This window comes from Pseudarthrobacter raffinosi (assembly GCF_023913835.1).
Lineage (GTDB): Bacteria > Actinomycetota > Actinomycetes > Actinomycetales > Micrococcaceae > Arthrobacter > Arthrobacter raffinosi.
Genome location: NZ_JAMXBG010000002.1, coordinates 22,550 through 39,442 on the forward strand (window position 1 = coordinate 22,550; position 16,893 = coordinate 39,442).

Genomic DNA, 16,893 nt, shown 5'->3' on the forward strand with positions numbered 1-16,893 from the left:
CAGGGACTGCAGATGGCCGAATTGACCATCAACGCCGACGACGTCCGTAATGCGTTGAACGAGTTCGCGGCGTCCTACGAACCCGGAAACGCTGAGCGCGTAGAGGTTGGCCGTGTAACAACCGCAGGTGACGGCATCGCCCGTGTTGAGGGCCTTCCCTCGGTCATGGCGAACGAGCTGCTTCGCTTTGAAGACGGCACACTGGGCCTGGCCCAGAACCTTGACGTCCGCGAGATCGGTGTCATCGTACTCGGTGACTTCACCGGAATCGAAGAAGGCCAGGAAGTCCACCGCACGGGTCAGGTTCTGTCCGTACCGGTAGGCGACGCCTTCCTCGGCCGCGTGGTTGACCCCTTGGGCCAGCCCATCGACGACCTCGGCGAAATCAAGGCCGAAACCACCCGTGCACTGGAACTCCAGGCGCCCGGCGTGACCCAGCGTAAGTCGGTTCACGAACCGATGCAGACCGGTCTGAAGGCTATCGACGCCATGATCCCGATCGGCCGCGGTCAGCGTCAGCTGATCATCGGTGACCGCCAGACCGGCAAGTCGGCTATCGCCATCGACACCATCATCAACCAGAAGGCCAACTGGGCTTCCGGCGATGTGACCAAGCAGGTGCGTTGCATCTATGTGGCAATCGGTCAGAAGGCATCCACCATCGCGGCTGTCCGTCAGACCCTCGAGGACAACGGCGCACTGGAGTACACCACCATTGTGGCTTCCCCCGCGTCTGACCCGGCAGGCTTCAAGTACTTGGCACCGTACGCCGGTTCGGCCATCGGCCAGCACTGGATGTACGGCGGCAAGCACGTCCTCATCGTGTTCGATGACCTCTCCAAGCAGGCCGAGGCCTACCGTGCAGTTTCACTGCTGCTGCGCCGCCCGCCGGGACGCGAAGCCTACCCGGGCGACGTCTTCTACTTGCACTCCCGTCTGCTGGAGCGTTGTGCCAAGCTCTCCGACGAGCTCGGTGCCGGCTCGATGACCGGCCTGCCGCTCATCGAAACCAAGGCAAACGACGTCTCTGCCTACATCCCGACGAACGTGATCTCCATTACCGATGGCCAGATCTTCCTGCAGTCGGACCTCTTCAACGCCAACCAGCGTCCGGCCGTCGACGTGGGTGTCTCTGTGTCCCGCGTGGGTGGTGCTGCGCAGGTCAAGTCCATGAAGAAGGTCTCCGGTACTTTGAAGCTGGAACTGGCCCAGTACCGCGACATGCAGGCTTTCGCCATGTTCGCATCGGACCTCGATGCCGCATCGCGCCAGCAGCTGACCCGCGGCGCCCGCCTGATGGAACTGCTCAAGCAGGGCCAGTACTCACCGTTCCCGATCGAGAACCAGGTTGTGTCCATCTGGGCAGGTACCAACGGCCACCTCGACGAGGTTCCGGTTGAGGACATCAACCGCTTTGAGACCGAATTCCTGGAGCACCTCAAGCACAAGTCCTCCATCCTGACCACGCTGGCGCAGACCAACGTTATGGACGATGACACCGCTGAAGCACTGAAGACCGCGATTGTGGCCTTCAAAAAGGGCTTCTTCGGTGAAGGTGACAACCGCCTGGTAGGCGCCGGCCACGAGGAGCACGAAGCTATCTCGGAAGCCGATGTAGACCAGGAAAAGATCGTCAAGCAGAAGCGCTAGTTTCGCTGGCAGGGACTGTCGGAACCCCGAGGTTCCGGCAGTCCCGGCCACCGGGATCTTAGGAAAGGAAAAGTATGGGAGCCCAGATTCGGGTCTACCGCCAGAAGATCAGCTCGACCACGTCGATGCGCAAGATCTTCAAGGCGATGGAACTGATCGCTACCTCGCGCATTGGCAAGGCCCGCGCACGCGTAGCGGCTTCACTGCCTTACGCAAACGCGATTACGCGTGCCGTTTCTGCTGTTGCAAGCCAGAGCGAAATCGACCACCCGCTGGTCACCGAGCCGACGCAAATCCGCCGGGCAGCTGTTCTGGTTATCAGTGCAGACCGCGGCCTTGCAGGATCCTACTCGGCGACCGTGCTTAAGCAGGCGGTCGGTCTCACCGAGCTGCTCCACGAGGAGGGCAAAGAAGTCAAGACGTACGTGATGGGCCGCAAGGCTCAGGCGTACTTCGACTTCCGCAACCTTTCTTACGAGCGCGTGTGGACCGGCAACACTGACGCGCCGGAGTTTGGAACTGCACGTGAGGTCGGCGCGGCATTGCTCGAAGCCTTCGCTGCAGACTACGAAGAGGGCGGCGTAGACGAGATCCATGTCGTTTACACCCGCTTCAAGTCCATGGTGACGCAGGAGCCGACGGTTATCCGTCTTCTTCCGCTTGAGGTTGTCGAAGAGCAGGCGGCGTCCGAGTCGGACCTCCTGCCGCTCTACGAATTCGAGCCGGAAGCGGAGCAGGTTCTTGATGCCCTGCTCCCGCGCTACATCGAGTCACGCATTTTCGCCGCCATGTTGCAGGCAGCAGCTTCGGAGCTCGCTGCCCGCCAGCGGGCAATGAAGTCCGCCGGCGACAATGCCACGGACCTCATCAAGAAGTTCACGCGTCTGCGCAACACTGCCCGCCAGGCTGAAATTACGCAGGAGCTTTCCGAGATCGTGGCCGGTGCTGACGCGTTGAACGCGTCCTAGCCTCCACGAGCCCGGATCCAGCTGTACCTGCACCAAAGTAAACTTAACCCCTACGCCATCTACTGAGTGAAGTGAGAGAGATGACTGCCACTGCTACCGAACACGTAGCCGCGACGACCGGTGCTACCGGCCGTATTGCACGTGTTATTGGCCCGGTTGTCGACGTCGAATTCCCGGCTGACGCAATCCCCTCGATTTACAACGCCCTCACCACGGAGATTACCCTCAACGGTGAGACCAAGACGATCACGTTCGAGGTTGCCCTGCACCTCGGCGATAACGTCATTCGCGCCATCTCCCTGCAGGCAACCGACGGCCTGGTCCGCGGTACCGCTGTCGTGGACACCGGAGCCCCCATTTCCGTGCCGGTCGGCGACGTCGTCAAGGGACACATCTTCAACGTCCTCGGCCAGCCGCTTGACGTGGCTGAGTCGGAACTCGAGATCACCGAGCGCTGGCCCATCCACCGCAAGGCTCCGGCCTTCGCGACGCTTGAGGGTTCCACCGAGATGATGGAAACCGGCATCAAGGTCATTGACCTTCTCACCCCGTACATCAAGGGTGGAAAGATCGGCCTCTTCGGTGGCGCCGGCGTGGGCAAGACGGTTCTGATCCAGGAAATGATCACCCGTGTGGCTCGCAACTTCGGTGGTACCTCGGTATTCGCCGGTGTCGGCGAGCGTACCCGTGAAGGTAACGACCTCTGGGTTGAAATGGAAGAGGCTGGCGTCCTGAAGGACACCGCCCTTGTATTCGGCCAGATGGATGAGCCGCCGGGAACGCGTCTGCGTGTTGCACTGTCCGCTCTGACCATGGCGGAATACTTCCGCGATGTGCAGAACCAGGACGTGCTGCTCTTCATCGACAACATCTTCCGCTTCACCCAGGCAGGCTCCGAGGTTTCCACCCTCCTCGGCCGTATGCCTTCGGCCGTGGGCTACCAGCCCAACCTGGCAGACGAGATGGGTCTCCTCCAGGAGCGCATCACGTCCACCAAGGGCCACTCGATCACCTCGATGCAGGCCATCTACGTCCCCGCAGATGACTACACCGACCCGGCCCCGGCCACGACCTTCGCACACCTCGACGCAACCACGGAACTTTCCCGTGAAATTGCTTCCCGTGGTCTGTACCCGGCCGTTGACCCGCTGACGTCGACGTCCCGCATCCTGGACCCGCAGTACATCGGTCAGGACCACTACACCACGGCTGTCCGTGTGAAGCAGATCCTGCAGAAGAACAAGGAACTCCAGGACATCATCGCCATCCTCGGCGTTGACGAACTGTCGGAAGAGGACAAGATCGTCGTGTCGCGTGCACGCCGCATCCAGCAGTTCCTCTCCCAGAACACCTACACCGCCAAGCAGTTCACCGGCGTCGAAGGCTCCACCGTCACCATCAAGGACACGGTTGAAGGCTTCACCGCTATCTGCGACGGCGACTTCGACCACGTAGCCGAGCAGGCGTTCTTCAACGTCGGCGGCCTGGACGATGTCGAGCGCCAGTGGGCCAAGATCCAGGAACAGACCAAGTAGTATGGCTGAGCTTGAGGTTGAGATTGTCGCAGCGGATCACTTCGTGTGGTCTGGAGCGGCCAAGATGGTCAAGGCCCGCACCAGCGATGGTGAAATCGGAATCCTGCCCGGCCACTCGCCCCTGCTGGCGATCCTGGCCGAAGGTGAACTGGCCATCGAGCCGGTTTCCGGGAACCGCATTGCCGTGGCTGTTGACGGCGGATTCTTCTCCGTCGACAACAACCGCGTGGTGATTGTTGCTGACAACGCCCAACTGGGTGACGCGGCTACTGCTGGGATCCGCTAGCACGACCCTGATGGACGCTCCGACTTTTACGTTCATCTCCTTGGCAATCGTTTTCGGATTGCTGATTTTCGCACTGGGCCTTTCGGGGGTGCGCCGCTTCAATCTGCGGCGCGCCCTTGGCACAGTGGACGCCTCCATTTGCGTTGCTGGAAACAGCTGGCAGATGGGGGTTTGTCGTTATCAGGATAACGACCTTGAATGGTTCCGCCTGCTGTCACTGAGTGTGCGTCCCAAACATAAGTTCAAGCGCAGCTCCCTGGAGCTGCTGGGCCGCCGCAAGCCCACCGAGGCCGAGGCCGTGAAGGTCCAGCCCGACGTCGTGATTGTTGAACTGCGGTACGAAGACCAGGATTTGCGGCTGGCCATGAAATTCGATGCGTACGCGGGGCTGTCCTCCTGGCTGGAAGCCGGGCCGGTCATCGGCGTGGGTACCTGGCGCTAGCCACGTGGACTGGATTGCTGATATCCGGTTGACCGACGGACCGGTGTACTGGGCCGCCTGGGTCCTTGGTGCCGCCGCGGCTCTGTCCCTGATCTGGCCTCCGCGCGTCCTTGGCCGCCGCCGCTGGTTCCTCAGTGTTGCCGCCGCTGTTGCCGCAGCCGCCGCCGTGGTGCTCCTGGTCCATTGGATCCTTATCTATTGGGCCTCTGCCTTCCCCGAAGAACTGCCGTTCGACGTCTTGGCCTGGGTGTTCCCGGCCGTGGCCGCCCTCCTGCTGGTGTTGCTCCGGCTCCCCACGGCGTCGTGGCGCCGCCGTGCGCTCGATGTGCTCGCCCTCCTGGCCGTAGTGTTGCTGGCTGCGGTTCAGATCAACGCGTATTTCGGCCTCAACCGGACAGTTGCGGACCTGACAGGAACGGCGCTGAGCCGCATCCCGGCCCTGGAACAGGAGCTGATGCGCCAGCCGGACAGCCCTGCCACGCCCCTGGACGGATGGAAACCCTCCAATGAGATCCCTGCCGACGGCGTTGTTCGCACCGCATCCATTCCAGGAACGTCCTCGGGTCTCCAGGCACGCGACTCGTACATCTACCTGCCACCGGCCTACTTTGCTTCGAATCGTCCCAGCCTTCCGGTCCTGGTTCTGGTCCCCGGCCAGCCCGGCGGCCCTGCCGACTGGTTGACCGGCGGGTCGCTCCCGGCACGCATGGACACTTTCGCCGCCCGGCATGGGGGAGCGGCGCCTGTTGTTGTGGTGGTTGATCCCAACGGCAACCAGTCAGCGAACAATCTCTGCATGGACAGCGCCATCGCCAAGGCAGACACTTACCTCTCTGTCGATGTGCCGGCATGGATCTCGGGAACGTTGGACGTGGACTCCGACCACCGGCAATGGGCCATCGGCGGTTTCAGTTTTGGTGCCACCTGCGCAGTTCAGATGGCCACCCGCCACCCGGAGCTGTACACGGGTGTTCTCGCCTTTTCCAGCGAGAGCGAGCCTGCGCTGGCCAAGGAACGCCAGAAAACGGTTGATGCGGCCTTCCACGGCGACACCGCTGCCTTTGATGCCCAGATACCGCTGACGCTGTTGAAGGAGCGCAAATATCCTGGCAGCGTGGCGTATTTCGCGGCCGGGGCCACAGATGCGGAGTTCGTCGCAAATCTGCGGACCCTTGAGGCGGCGGCCCGCGGGGCAGGTCTCACCGTGGGCTCGGACGTGGTGGCTCACACCGGCCATTCGTGGGACGTGCTGACTCCCGGCATGGACAACGGGCTTGAGCTGCTGGCTGCTCACTGGGGGTGGGCGAAATGAGGGAAGCTGGCGAATCCCGTGCGCCGGCCCTGCTCTGGTCAGCCGTCCTGCTTCCGGCTGGCCGAAGAATGCGGGGCTACCTGCGGTCGGTGCCACTGACGCTCAGCATCCTCGGCATTTTCCTGTTGGTCGGGGCGGCAACCGGCAGCTTCCTCAGCGGACCGCCGGAAGAGCTTCTATCCCTCGCAGGCGTCAGCGCCCCTGGTCTGAAGGCTGGCAACTGGTGGGCACTGGTGACGTCACTGTTCTTTGCCACGAACCCGCTGGCCTACCTGGTGGCGTCCCTGATGATCCTGCTGCTGCTGGGCCTGGCCGAGAGGAACCTTGGGCCCCTTCAGACTGCGGCGTTTTTCCTCGGCGGCCAGTTTGTTGCTGTCACAGTCTTCCTGCTCCTGACCCAGTTGGCGAGGTATGCGGGAGACGGCTGGCTGGGGCTGATGGCCGACAATAGCCTGATCGGTCCCTACGCCGCTATCCTTGCGGCGTCGCTGGCCGCGAGCGGCAGGATCCCTGTTCTGTGGCGGCGCCGGTTGCGGACGGCGCTGCTCTCGGTGTCGCTCCTGCTGGTCCTGTATGTGGGGCATGCCGAGACCGTCATCGGCCTGGTAGGTGCAGCGGTGGGTCTCGCAGGCAGCTGGTGGAACCAGGGCGACCACGGCCAGCTTCATCCGCCCCGCTCGAGCGGCAGGGAAACCAGGAACCTGCTCGCCCTCACGGTGGCCGTGTTTGCCGTGGGACCCATTCTTACCGCCGTTGCCCGGACGCCCACCGGCCCGCTTGCGCTGCTCCGGGACGTGGTGTTGAACCCCATGCCCACATTGGGTCAGCTCGAAGCAAACTGTGGAACAACAGTGGTGGCATCCTGCCTGGAGGTGGGGCGGACGGGCTTCGCCGGACCCTTTGGCCTCGCCCTGGCAGTAGTGCCGGTGGTTCTGCTCCTCATCTGTGCTGACGGAATGCGCCGCGGCCGCCGCATGGCACTGCGCATCACATTGGCCCTTCAGCTGGCCGTCACGGCGATGGCCGCCGTCTACCTGGCCCTGTTCGCGCTGATCCCGCACTATCCCGCGCGGCCGCACACAGCCGCCATGGGTTCAGGTTTTGCCCACATCCTGCCTTTGGTGATCGTCCCACTGCTGCTGGCGGTCCTGCTCTGGGCTAACCGCCGCCAGTTCCGCGTCGAGACGATCCCTGCCGCCCGCCGTCGGCTCCTGGCGGTGGTCGGTGGCGTCTGGCTCCTCCTGGCCGCGAGCTACGCCCTGGCCTGGTTTGCCGCTGGGGGAATGACGCGCGACGGCGGCCTGCTGGGCTTGCTGGCCGAACTGTCCAGGCAGTATCTGCCGGTCCCACTGCCGAATCTCTACCACCGGGTGTTTGCTGAACGGAACGGGCTTGAGTCCCTGATCTTTGGATACTCCGGACCGGTCTTCTGGCTGGTTGCCCTGGCCGGCGTCTGGTCCGTGCTCCTGGGCCGGCATCATGGCAGCGATTCGGGCCACGACGACAGGGCCGCCGCGCGGAAGCTGTTGCACGAGGGCGGCGATTCACTGTCGTGGATGGCCCTCTGGGAGCCCAACCGGTACTGGTTCAGCCCGGATGCACGCGGCGCCGTCGCCTACCAGCTGCACGGCAGTGTTGCCCTGACGCTGGCCGGTCCCTTCGGTGCGGCAGACTCCCGTCAGCGGACTGCCGAAGGGTTTCTTTCCTACTGCGGCAACCGCGCGCTCATCCCGGCCTTCTACTCGTGCGATGACACGCTGTGGCCCCTGCTGCGGGACCGGGGCTTCCAGCGCGTGTCGGTAGCGCAGGAGACCAGGCTGTCCGTCCGGCAACTTGAATTCACGGGCAAGGAATGGCAGAACGTCAGGACTGCCCGCAACCGCGCCGCCAAGATGGGCGTCAAAGCCGTCTGGGGCACGTACCACGGGCTTCCGTCCGCCCTGCGTGCCCGGCTCAGCGAAGTGTCGGAGGAATGGGCGGCAGGAAAATCAGTTCCGGAAATGGGATTCACGCTGGGCGGCATGGATGAGCTGATGGACGACGAAGTGCTCTGCTGCCTGGCCGTGGACGGCGACGGCCACGTGCACGGGGTCACGAGCTGGTTGCCCGTTTACGACGGCGGGACGCTGGTCAGCCGCACTCTGGACGTTATGCGCCGGGGCGCTGACGGATTCCCCGGGGTGATGGAGTTCCTCATTGCTTCGGCGGTCCTGGAGTTGCGCGAATCCGTGGAGGTGATCTCGCTCTCCGGGTCCCCGCTCGCCAGCCGGCCCGGCGACGAAACGCCGGGGGAGCCGGTGCCGGCAGAGAACCTCGTCCGCATCCTCGATGTGGTGGGCCACGCCCTCGAACCGGTCTACGGATTCCGGTCCCTGGCGGCTTTCAAATCACGCTTCAAACCCGAGTACCGGACGCTTTACCTGTACTACCAGGATCCGCTGCAGTTGCCGGCGATCGGACGGGCGCTCACCCGGGCCTATTTGCCCGGCCTTTCGCTGCGGCAGGGGGCACGGCTGGTCCGGGGCCTGGTGGGCCAGGGAAGCTGATCCTCACAGCGGCCCGAACGATTTGCGACTGGAAAGTCACGGTGGACAAAGACATTGCGGACAAAGAAAAGATCCCCGGCACGGATGCCGGGGATCTTTTCTTCGCTGGAGGCCACACAGATGGCGGCCGCCGGGCGGGGGACTAGACCAGCGTTACGCCGGTAGCCTGGGGGCCCTTGGCACCCTGACCGATTTCGAACTGAACGCGCTGGTTCTCGTCGAGGGTCTTGAAGCCACCGGTCTGGATTTCCGAGTAGTGAACGAAGACATCGCCATCGGAGTCATCCGGGGTGATGAAGCCGAAGCCCTTTTCAGCGTTGAACCACTTGACGGTTCCCTGTGCCATTTATTTCTCCTCATTATGGAACTTGTCTAAGTCCGGCACACCTCGTGCCGGACTCGGTCACTCCGCGAGAAGAATCCTTCAATGCCGTTCCTGGGAACCTGCGCTGCAGGAGCTTCGCGCTCGCAACATGTCTTGCGAGCATGAAAAACACCTACACAAAGACTGGTCTAAGAATTTCACGCCGATTCCGTCAGGTCAACGGTCTTAACGGCCAATACGGCAAATTTTGCGGTATAAAACGGATGAATCCCCTTGTCAGGGGGTCGAAGGCGTCATCGGTGCGGATATCCGGCGTCAGAAAAGCGGAACTCGGCGTCAGAAAAGCGGATTGCGGGCCCTCAGAAAAGCCGGGAGTCGCTGTCGTCCACACCGCGCATGGCGTCGTAGTCCAGCGTGATGCAGTCGATGCCGCGGTCGTTGGCCAACACCTTGGCCTGCGGCTTGATCTGCTGGGCAGCGAAGATGCCGCGGACCGGGGCCAGCAGCGGATCGCGGTTCAGGAGTTCAAGGTAGCGGGTGAGCTGCTCCACGCCGTCAATGTCGCCCCGCCGCTTCAGCTCGATGGCCACCGTGGCCCCGCTGGCGTCGCGGGCCAGGATGTCCACCGGGCCGATGGCGGTGAAGTATTCGCGGCGAATGAGCGAAAAACCTGAGCCCAGGGTCTCGATCTGATCGGCAAGCAGGCGCTGGAGGTCGGCTTCGACGCCGTCCTTGATGAGACCGGGGTCCACCCCAAGGTCGTGGGCGCTCTCGTGCAGCTGCTCGTGGATGTTGATGATCAGGCGGTCATCGGTCTTGGCGGACTGGACGGTCCACTGTTCCGTGACGCCAAGCTCCAGGTCAATGTCCTCCGGCGAGGACACCCGCAGGGTGGCGGGCGGGCTCATCCAGTTCAGCGGCTTATAGGAGCCGCCGTCGGAATGAACCAGCACCGAGCCGTCGGCCTTGACCAGCAGGAGCCTGGTGGCAAGGGGGAGATGGGCTTTGAGCCGGCCAACATAATCAACTGAACATCGGGCTATGACAAGTCGCACGCCGTACACACTACCGGGGCTGGGGGAGAATGGAGGCATGCCGCGTTCCAACCGTCCCCGCCGCCCTGCCTCCGGAAAGCCGGGCGTAGCTGGCGGAAAGCCTGCCGGCAAGAAGGGCAACGGCGACGTTCCGGAGTTGGATTTGGAGCGGGCGCGGGCTGGAATCGCCCGCCGGGAAAGCGCGCCCGACGGCGAGTGGACGGTCAGGACCATGACCGCCAGGAACGCGGAAAAGACCTACATTTGCCCCGGCTGTTCCACCGCTGTGGTCCCCGGCATCGCCCACCTGGTGGTCTGGAAGGACGATCACATATTCGGTGCGGCCGCAGGCCTGGCTGAGCGCCGCCACTGGCACACCAACTGCTGGCTGTCCCGGACGTACCGATACCGCTGACTCGGAATAGCCCGGGCGAACGGCTCCGCCCCGCAGAAGCCGCGTTAAGAGCCAGCGCACTGCGCCTGCGGACGCCGGGAGTCGCTAAGCTGGCAGGCATGACTTTTGATCCGGCGTCGTACGAATTCAGCCAGCCAACAGGGCCCGCACCCATCCGCGCGTCAACGGTGCTGCCGGCCCGGCGCGAGAACATCGAGCTCCGCACGGAGGATGGCCACACCCTGGTGGGGGAATTGGCGCTGCCCGAGTTCGGCCAGATCACCGCGACGCTGATCACCCTGCATCCGCTTCCGACGCACGGCGGTTTTATGGACTCGCACGTGTACCGCAAGGCGTCCTACCGGCTTCCGGCCCTGGCCGGCGTGGCTGTGCTTCGTTTCAACACGCGCGGGACCGAGTCGCCGAGGGGAACCAGCGCAGGTTCCTTCGAAGAGGGGATCGGCGAGCGGCAGGACGTTGAGGCGGCGGTACGTTTCGCCGTCGAACGCCAACTGCCCAACCGCTGGCTGGTGGGCTGGTCCTTCGGCACCGAACTGGCGCTGATGTACGGTGCCGTTGAGCCGGTGGCGAGCCAGATTAAAGGTGCCGTCCTGCTGTCGCCTCCGCTGCACCGCGCCACCGACGCCCACCTGCGTCTCTGGGCGGACTCCGCCAAGCCGCTCACCGTCCTCGTGCCGGAGCATGACGACTACCTCCAGCCCGCCGCCGCCGCTGAACGTTTCAGCCTGGTGCCGCAGGCCCGGGTGGTGGGTGTCGACGGCGCCAAGCACCTTTGGGTGGGGGAGAAATACGCTTCCCGCGTGCTCAACGAAATCGTCGATGAGGTGACGGAGGCAGGCTCCGGTCCCGAAGGCCTGCCGCAGGTGTGGAACGGCCCGGTGGCCACTGCGGCTGCCTAGCGGCTGCCGCTACTAGTGCCTGTTCGCTGGTGGCTGTCCGCTGGCGCCTGTCCGCTAGTGCTTGTCCTGGCGGACGATGTAGATCTCCTTGACCAGCAGCAGGATGGCCGCCGCCGTCGGGATGGCGATCAGCGCCCCCAGGACTCCCAGCAGGCTGCCGCCGGCAATCACGGAGATCACGGCGACGGCGCCCGGCACGGCCACGGCTTTCTGCATGATGCGCGGCGAGATGAAGTAGGCCTCGAACTGGAGGTAGGCGAAGTAGCAGATGCCGTAGACGGCGGCAGTCTGCCACCCGACCGTCAAGGCGATCAGCAGGACCACGATGCCGGCGATCATGCCGCCCACCAGGGGGATGAATGCCAGCAGTGCCACCACGAAGGCCAGCAAGAGGGCGAACGGGACACCCACAATGGACATCACGATGAACGCGAACGTGGCATTGAGCAATGCCACGCAGGCCTGCCCGATCACGTAGTTGCCGACGGACCGGGTGATCTCCTCGGAGAGGGCTTCAACCCGGGCCCGGCGGGACCGCGGCGCCAGCCGGTAGCCCCACTTCTTCATGGCCGGGAGGGCTGCCAGGAAGTAGAGGCTCAGGACCAGGACGATCAATGTGCCGAAGAGACCGTTGGCCAGGGTGGAGCCGAAGCCAACCACTCCACCGAAGATCCCGCCCATCGCCTCGGGGTTGTTGACGAACTTGTCGAGTTCCTCGTTGATGCGGTCGCGCACACCAAACTGGTCATCCACGTTGCGGAAGAACTCAGAATCGATGAAGTCCCGTACCCAGGTGGGTGCCTGCACCACAATTTGGGTGACCTGTTCCACGATGGTGGGGATGAGGGTAGCGAAGAAACCTCCCACGGCCACCACCAGGACCAGGACGGCCAGGAGAATGCCGACCGGGCGGGGAATCCGGCGGTTCTCCAGCCAGCCGACCACGGGTTCCAGGCCTAGTGCAATGAACAGGGCAGCCACAATCCACAGCAGCAGCTGCGTGGTGTTGGAGCCGATCCAGTAGACCAGCAGGGCAAGGCCCACCCCTACAGTGCCCATGAAGCCCATATAGAGGGGATGTTGCATCGACATCCGGGGACCCGGGCGGCCAAACTGCGCGGCTCTCCCGCCAGTCTCGCCGTCTTCGGTGGCGGCAGGTTCTTCCGTGTGGTTGTATTCCGGCGGGATCTCAAACCGGAGCCTGGGCTGGGCGCCCGGCAGCGGCTGGCGCAGGCGCCGCACAAGCTGGCCAAGGGCCGCAGCTGCGGAGCCCCGTCGCTTCGCCGTCGCAGGCGTGTCCGGCGAGGATTCCAAAGCGCCAGCGGCCGGTTGATTTTCGTGTCCCGTGGAGGACTCTTCCGTCTTGTCAGTCACTGGATTCTGGGGCCTGTTCCGTGCGTGGCGCCGCATTTGCGGGCCGGTGTGATGATCATCGCAAACACTATCAGCAGCCTTGCCAACAGGAGCGAGGGCGCCCGCCGGGCCGTCCGGGCGCCGCCGATTCCGGACCCCGCTGGCGCCCAAACGGGGGTTCTGGTAACAAAACGGTTACTATTGAAGGTAAACCCCCGCGAATGATAGGTGTTTCCTTTGCGCTTCAAGACTGCAGTTGCACTCGTGCTGCTCGGCCTCCTGACACTTCTGGCCGGTATTGGCCAGAAGACAATCTGGGCTCCCTCCGAGACCTTTACGGCTTCCGCCCCGGCAGATGCCGCCGAGGCGCCACTGACCGTCATCGACCAGAACCTGCGCACTGCGCAGGGCGGAACGGTGAAGATCAAGATCGAAGGCGACGGCAACTTTATGCTGGCGGCCGGCCGGCCTGACGACGTGGAGGCCTGGGTGGGCCCGACGGCCCACAACACCATCACCGGGGTTTCCGAGGACAACAAATCCCTGCAGGTTGAGCACGCCGACGGCGACGCCACGGCGCCGAATCCGTCCGGATCCGACCTCTGGGTTTCCACTGAGAACGCGAGCGGTGAGCTGGAGTACTCGTGGACACCGCCCGCTGACGGCGAATGGTCACTGCTGCTGGCGTCCGATGGCACCAAGCCCGCCCCATCGTCGATCTCCATGACGTTCCCGAATGACACCTCCACCCCGTGGGCCATCCCGCTTATGGTGATTGGCGGCCTGCTGATCCTCGCCGGCATTGCCCTGCTGGTCCTGTTCGCACGCAAGCGGGACGGCGAAGGCAGCGGCACGGGAAGCCTGTTCGCCCGGCGCGCCCGGGCCAAGGCCGAGGCAAGGTCCGCCTCACGGCTCGGCATGGTGTCCGGCGGCATGGTCACCGCCGCAGTGACCGCCCTCGTTGTGGCCGGAACGGGTGTTGCTGCGAACGCTGCCACCACGCCCGCGCCGGCTCCCGAATCAGCATCGCCGGAGGCCGCCCAGGCGGCCGCGCCGGTCCTCCTGGACGCCCAGTTCCGCAGGATCCTGGAGCAGGTCTCCAGCACCGCCGACGCCGGTGACGCCGCAAAGGACGCAGCCAAGCTCGCAGAGCGCGTAGCCGGGACGGAGCTTGAGGTCCGTACGCAGAACTACAAGATCCGTTCCCAGGTGGGCACTTATGAAGCCCGGATGCCCGTCCGTTCCACCAAGCTCCTCACCACGGTGGTCACCAGCGACCGCAGCTGGCCGCGTTCAGTCCTCGCCGTTACGCAGGGTGACGGCAACGTCGTCCCGCAGCTGCTCACCCTGGTCCAGCCCTCCCCGCGGGAGAACTACAAGCTGACCGAGACCACCCCGCTGCAGCCGGGAACTACGTTCCCCGCCATCGGCCGGAACGGCACCGACACGCTGGCCGCCAACGACAAATCCGGCCTGCTGTACAGCGGCGAAGAAGCCCTGGCCGGGCTGGCCGACCGCCTGACGAATTCAGAGTCGAGCTTCAAGGACAAGCTGGTGGAGGGCGCATCCTCGCCGTACATCGCCGACACGCTCTCCTACCAGGCCGAGGTAGTCAAGTCCGGCGAAAACGGCAACTTCTCCTTCACCCACAAGGTAGTACCGGAAAGCACTGTGGTGTTCCGGACGGCCGACGGCGGGGCGCTGGTGCTGGGCCGGATCAACTTCGGCTTTGAAGGCACGCCCAAAGCCTCCGGTGACAAGCTCACCATCGGCGACGACGCCGCGGCCCTCGCCGGCGGCAAGGAAACCACCACCGGCATGGTCCTGAACTTTGCTGAATCAATGGCGGTCTACGTTCCGCCGGCAGGTTCTACGGATCCCATCAAGCTGGTGGCCGCAACGCGCGGGCTGGTAGGCGCAAGCTTCAAATAGGCCCGCAGGGTCCAGTCCCTGATGCAGTACCCCCGGCAGCGGCCGGAGTGGCTAGAGTGGAAAGCATGAGTTCGCCAGCTTCCCGCCCAGTCCCTCCAGCCGCTGCCAGCCTGCTTAACCTGCGTGGCGCCGTCGACCTTTCATCCCTGAAACAGGGCCAGGCGCCTCCTGCGGCTCCCGGCAATCCGCCTGTTTCCGGGGATGCGGGTGCCAGCGCAGAAGCGGGTGCGGTAACGCCCGACGACGGCGCGGCACCGCTGCGGGTCACTGTCACCGAAGGCAATTTCCAGGAACTCGTGGAGCTTTCCGCCCAGGTTCCGGTGGTCTTCGCGCTATGGGCCGCATACTCGCCGGAATCCGCCGCGATGCTCGACTCGCTGGAGCGGGTCATCAACAGCTACGGCGGCCGCCTGGTCTTGGGGGCGGCGGACATCGAAGCCTTCCCGCAGCTGGCACAGGCCTTCCAGGTCCAGGCCGTCCCCACCGCCGTCGCCGTCCTCAAAGGCCAGCCCGTACCGCTCTTCCAAGGCGGCGCCGAGGAATCCCAGATCCGGCCCCTCCTGGATGAACTGCTGAAAGTCGCGGCGGCCAATGGGGTTACGGGCAGCCTCGGCGGGGGCAGTGCGCCCATGGAGACTGAACCAGCACCTCTTCCGCCGCTGCACCAGGCCGCGTTCGACGCCATTGAGGCGGGCGACTATGAGGCCGCCGCCGTGGCCTACCGGCAGGCCCTGCTGGAAATGCCCGCCGACGCCGAGGCCAAGGCCGGCCTGGCCCAGGTGGAGCTGATGGCCCGGCTCCAGCCGCTCTCCGCCGAGGACTCGGAAGCCTTGCGTACCCTCGCCGCCAACGAACCTGACAATCTGGCCGCCCAGCTGGGCGTGGCGGACCTGGACGTGTCCGGCGGTCACGTGGAGGACGCGCTGAACCGCGTGGTCAGCTTCATCGGCCGGAACTTCGGCCCGGAACGGGAGACAGCCCGCGTACGCCTCCTGGAACTCTTCGACGTGGTGGGCACGTCCGACCCCCGTGTTGCCAAGGCACGCCAAGGACTCGCCAGGGTCCTGTTCTAGTGCCGGCCCTGTTCCAGCCGCTCAAGCTCCGCTCCCTGGAGCTCACGCACCGCGGCTGGGTATCACCCATGTGCCAGTACAGCTGCGGTCCCGACGGCGCCCCGGGGGTTCCGAACGACTGGCACCTGATGCATCTGGGCTCCTTTGCCGCGGGCGGCGCGGCGTTGATCCTCACCGAGGCGGCCGCTGTGAACGCGGCCGGCAGGATCAGCCCCCGCGACACCGGGCTGTACAACGACGAACAGGCCGAGGCCTGGCAGCGGATCACGTCCTTTGTGCACCGGCACGGTGCCGCGGAAGCGAAGATCGGCGCCCAGCTTGCCCACGCCGGCCGGAAAGCGTCCGCCTACTGGCCGTTCGCCGGGCAGCGGGGGAGCGTCCCGGAGTCCGACGGCGGCTGGCCCACGGTGGGGCCGTCACGGCTTGCCTTCGACGGCTTTGCCGAACCCGCCGCGATGACCGAGGCGCAGATCCAGGACATCATTTCCGACTTCGCGGCCGGCGCCGTGCGTGCCGTGGACGCCGGCTTCGACACCGTGGAGATCCATGGCGCGCACGGCTACCTCCTGCACCAGTTCCAAAGCCCGCTGATCAATACGCGGACCGATTCCTGGGGCGGGGACGAGGCCGGACGGAACCGGCTGATGCTCGCCGTCGTTGATGCCGTCCGCAACGTCATCCCCGAATCCATGCCCCTGCTGCTGCGGATTTCAGCCACCGACTGGGCGCCGGGCGGCGTCGATGTCCAGGCTTCGGTCCGGCTGGCCGCCCAGGCGGCGGAGCACGGAGTGGACCTCATCGACGTCTCCAGCGGCGGGGCCGTGGCCCACCAGGACATCAGTCCGGGTCCGGGCTACCAGACGGAGTTCTCCGCACGCATCCGCCGCGAAGCGGGGGTCCCCACAGGCACCGTGGGCCTGCTGACTTCCGCAGGCCAGGCCGAGCATGCCGTGGCCACCGGGCAGGCCGACGGCGTGCTTATTGCCCGGGCCGCGCTCCGGGATCCGCACTGGTGGCTCCGTGCGGCGTTTGAACTGGGGCACGACCTCCCCTGGGCACCGCAGTACGAACGGGCCATGCCGCGGCATTCGTTCTAGGGTTCCCTACGCCTTTGCACTACTCC

15 protein-coding genes are annotated in these 16,893 nt (G+C 64.8%); 12 read left to right on the forward strand and 3 right to left on the reverse strand.

What is annotated here, in order from left to right; translation table 11 throughout:
* The first annotated feature begins 12 nt into the window (after window positions 1-12).
* The 7 genes from atpA to NG697_RS01930 all read left to right on the forward strand — a co-directional run bounded on the left by atpA (window position 13) and on the right by NG697_RS01930 (window position 8,739).
* The gene (gene atpA / locus NG697_RS01900; RefSeq protein WP_252600145.1) at window positions 13-1,650 is read left to right on the forward strand and encodes a F0F1 ATP synthase subunit alpha; all 1,638 of its coding nucleotides are present in this window, start codon (window positions 13-15) and stop codon (window positions 1,648-1,650) included.
* A gap of 74 nt (window positions 1,651-1,724) precedes the next feature.
* A complete protein-coding gene (locus tag NG697_RS01905) occupies window positions 1,725-2,618 on the forward strand; it encodes a F0F1 ATP synthase subunit gamma (RefSeq protein ID WP_252600086.1) in 894 nt (297 codons plus the stop codon).
* Window positions 2,619-2,698: 80 nt separating this feature from the next.
* Window positions 2,699-4,153 carry a F0F1 ATP synthase subunit beta gene (gene atpD, locus NG697_RS01910; RefSeq protein ID WP_252600085.1) on the forward strand — a complete coding sequence of 485 codons (1,455 nt, stop codon included), beginning with the start codon at window positions 2,699-2,701 and terminating at the stop codon, window positions 4,151-4,153.
* A gap of 1 nt (window position 4,154) precedes the next feature.
* Window positions 4,155-4,439 (forward strand): F0F1 ATP synthase subunit epsilon, encoded by a 285-nt coding sequence (locus NG697_RS01915; protein ID WP_056349400.1) that lies wholly within the window; start codon window positions 4,155-4,157, stop codon window positions 4,437-4,439.
* A 10-nt stretch (window positions 4,440-4,449) separates the two neighbouring features.
* A complete protein-coding gene (locus tag NG697_RS01920; RefSeq protein ID WP_252613434.1) occupies window positions 4,450-4,881 on the forward strand; it encodes a DUF2550 domain-containing protein in 432 nt (143 codons plus the stop codon).
* 4 nt (window positions 4,882-4,885) lie between these two features.
* Window positions 4,886-6,193: an alpha/beta hydrolase gene (locus NG697_RS01925; RefSeq protein ID WP_252613436.1), complete on the forward strand. Its 1,308-nt coding sequence runs from the start codon at window positions 4,886-4,888 to the stop codon at window positions 6,191-6,193.
* Window positions 6,190-8,739, forward strand: a complete 2,550-nt coding sequence (locus NG697_RS01930; protein ID WP_252613438.1) for a bifunctional lysylphosphatidylglycerol flippase/synthetase MprF — start codon at window positions 6,190-6,192, stop codon at window positions 8,737-8,739. The genes NG697_RS01925 and NG697_RS01930 overlap by 4 nt, the downstream gene beginning before the upstream one ends.
* A gap of 142 nt (window positions 8,740-8,881) precedes the next feature.
* Here the strand turns inward: NG697_RS01930 and NG697_RS01935 are convergent, their stop codons facing one another.
* Both NG697_RS01935 and nucS read right to left on the reverse strand, forming a co-directional pair.
* Window positions 8,882-9,085, reverse strand: coding sequence for a cold-shock protein (locus tag NG697_RS01935; protein ID WP_011692441.1), 204 nt, complete (start codon window positions 9,083-9,085; stop codon window positions 8,882-8,884).
* A 338-nt stretch (window positions 9,086-9,423) separates the two neighbouring features.
* Entirely contained in the window at window positions 9,424-10,119 is a 696-nt protein-coding gene (gene nucS, locus NG697_RS01940; RefSeq protein WP_104061289.1) for an endonuclease NucS, read from the reverse strand.
* Window positions 10,120-10,156: 37 nt separating this feature from the next.
* On the opposite strand from nucS, the gene NG697_RS01945 reads away from it, so the two are divergent.
* Both NG697_RS01945 and NG697_RS01950 read left to right on the forward strand, forming a co-directional pair.
* The gene (locus NG697_RS01945; protein WP_252600081.1) at window positions 10,157-10,513 is read left to right on the forward strand and encodes an Rv1322 family protein; all 357 of its coding nucleotides are present in this window, start codon (window positions 10,157-10,159) and stop codon (window positions 10,511-10,513) included.
* Between the two features lie 98 nt (window positions 10,514-10,611).
* A complete protein-coding gene (locus NG697_RS01950) occupies window positions 10,612-11,412 on the forward strand; it encodes an alpha/beta hydrolase (protein ID WP_252613440.1) in 801 nt (266 codons plus the stop codon).
* Window positions 11,413-11,466: 54 nt separating this feature from the next.
* On the opposite strand, the gene NG697_RS01955 is transcribed toward NG697_RS01950, so the two are convergent.
* On the reverse strand, window positions 11,467-12,726 hold the full coding sequence (locus NG697_RS01955; RefSeq protein ID WP_374209884.1) for an AI-2E family transporter: 1,260 nt from the start codon (window positions 12,724-12,726) through the stop codon (window positions 11,467-11,469).
* 276 nt (window positions 12,727-13,002) lie between these two features.
* On the opposite strand from NG697_RS01955, the gene NG697_RS01960 reads away from it, so the two are divergent.
* The 3 genes from NG697_RS01960 (at window position 13,003) to NG697_RS01970 (ending at window position 16,867) form a co-directional block, all read left to right on the forward strand.
* Window positions 13,003-14,697 carry a DUF8094 domain-containing protein gene (locus NG697_RS01960; RefSeq protein WP_252613444.1) on the forward strand — a complete coding sequence of 565 codons (1,695 nt, stop codon included), beginning with the start codon at window positions 13,003-13,005 and terminating at the stop codon, window positions 14,695-14,697.
* Between the two features lie 65 nt (window positions 14,698-14,762).
* Window positions 14,763-15,770 carry a tetratricopeptide repeat protein gene (locus NG697_RS01965; RefSeq protein ID WP_252613446.1) on the forward strand — a complete coding sequence of 336 codons (1,008 nt, stop codon included), beginning with the start codon at window positions 14,763-14,765 and terminating at the stop codon, window positions 15,768-15,770.
* A complete protein-coding gene (locus tag NG697_RS01970) occupies window positions 15,770-16,867 on the forward strand; it encodes an NADH:flavin oxidoreductase/NADH oxidase (RefSeq protein WP_252600076.1) in 1,098 nt (365 codons plus the stop codon). The genes NG697_RS01965 and NG697_RS01970 overlap by 1 nt, the downstream gene beginning before the upstream one ends.
* Window positions 16,868-16,893: the final 26 nt, after the last annotated feature.

Coding starts and splice junctions, on each gene's coding strand:
- NG697_RS01945 (WP_252600081.1), top strand. CDS start 10,157: ATGCCGCGTTCCAACCGTCCCCGCCGCCCTGCCTCCGGAAAGCCGGGC.
- NG697_RS01965 (WP_252613446.1), top strand. CDS start 14,763: ATGAGTTCGCCAGCTTCCCGCCCAGTCCCTCCAGCCGCTGCCAGCCTG.
- atpA (WP_252600145.1), top strand. CDS start 13: ATGGCCGAATTGACCATCAACGCCGACGACGTCCGTAATGCGTTGAAC.
- atpD (WP_252600085.1), top strand. CDS start 2,699: ATGACTGCCACTGCTACCGAACACGTAGCCGCGACGACCGGTGCTACC.
- NG697_RS01905 (WP_252600086.1), top strand. CDS start 1,725: ATGGGAGCCCAGATTCGGGTCTACCGCCAGAAGATCAGCTCGACCACG.
- NG697_RS01950 (WP_252613440.1), top strand. CDS start 10,612: ATGACTTTTGATCCGGCGTCGTACGAATTCAGCCAGCCAACAGGGCCC.
- NG697_RS01935 (WP_011692441.1), bottom strand. CDS start 9,085: ATGGCACAGGGAACCGTCAAGTGGTTCAACGCTGAAAAGGGCTTCGGC.
- NG697_RS01920 (WP_252613434.1), top strand. CDS start 4,450: ATGGACGCTCCGACTTTTACGTTCATCTCCTTGGCAATCGTTTTCGGA.
- NG697_RS01915 (WP_056349400.1), top strand. CDS start 4,155: ATGGCTGAGCTTGAGGTTGAGATTGTCGCAGCGGATCACTTCGTGTGG.
- NG697_RS01930 (WP_252613438.1), top strand. CDS start 6,190: ATGAGGGAAGCTGGCGAATCCCGTGCGCCGGCCCTGCTCTGGTCAGCC.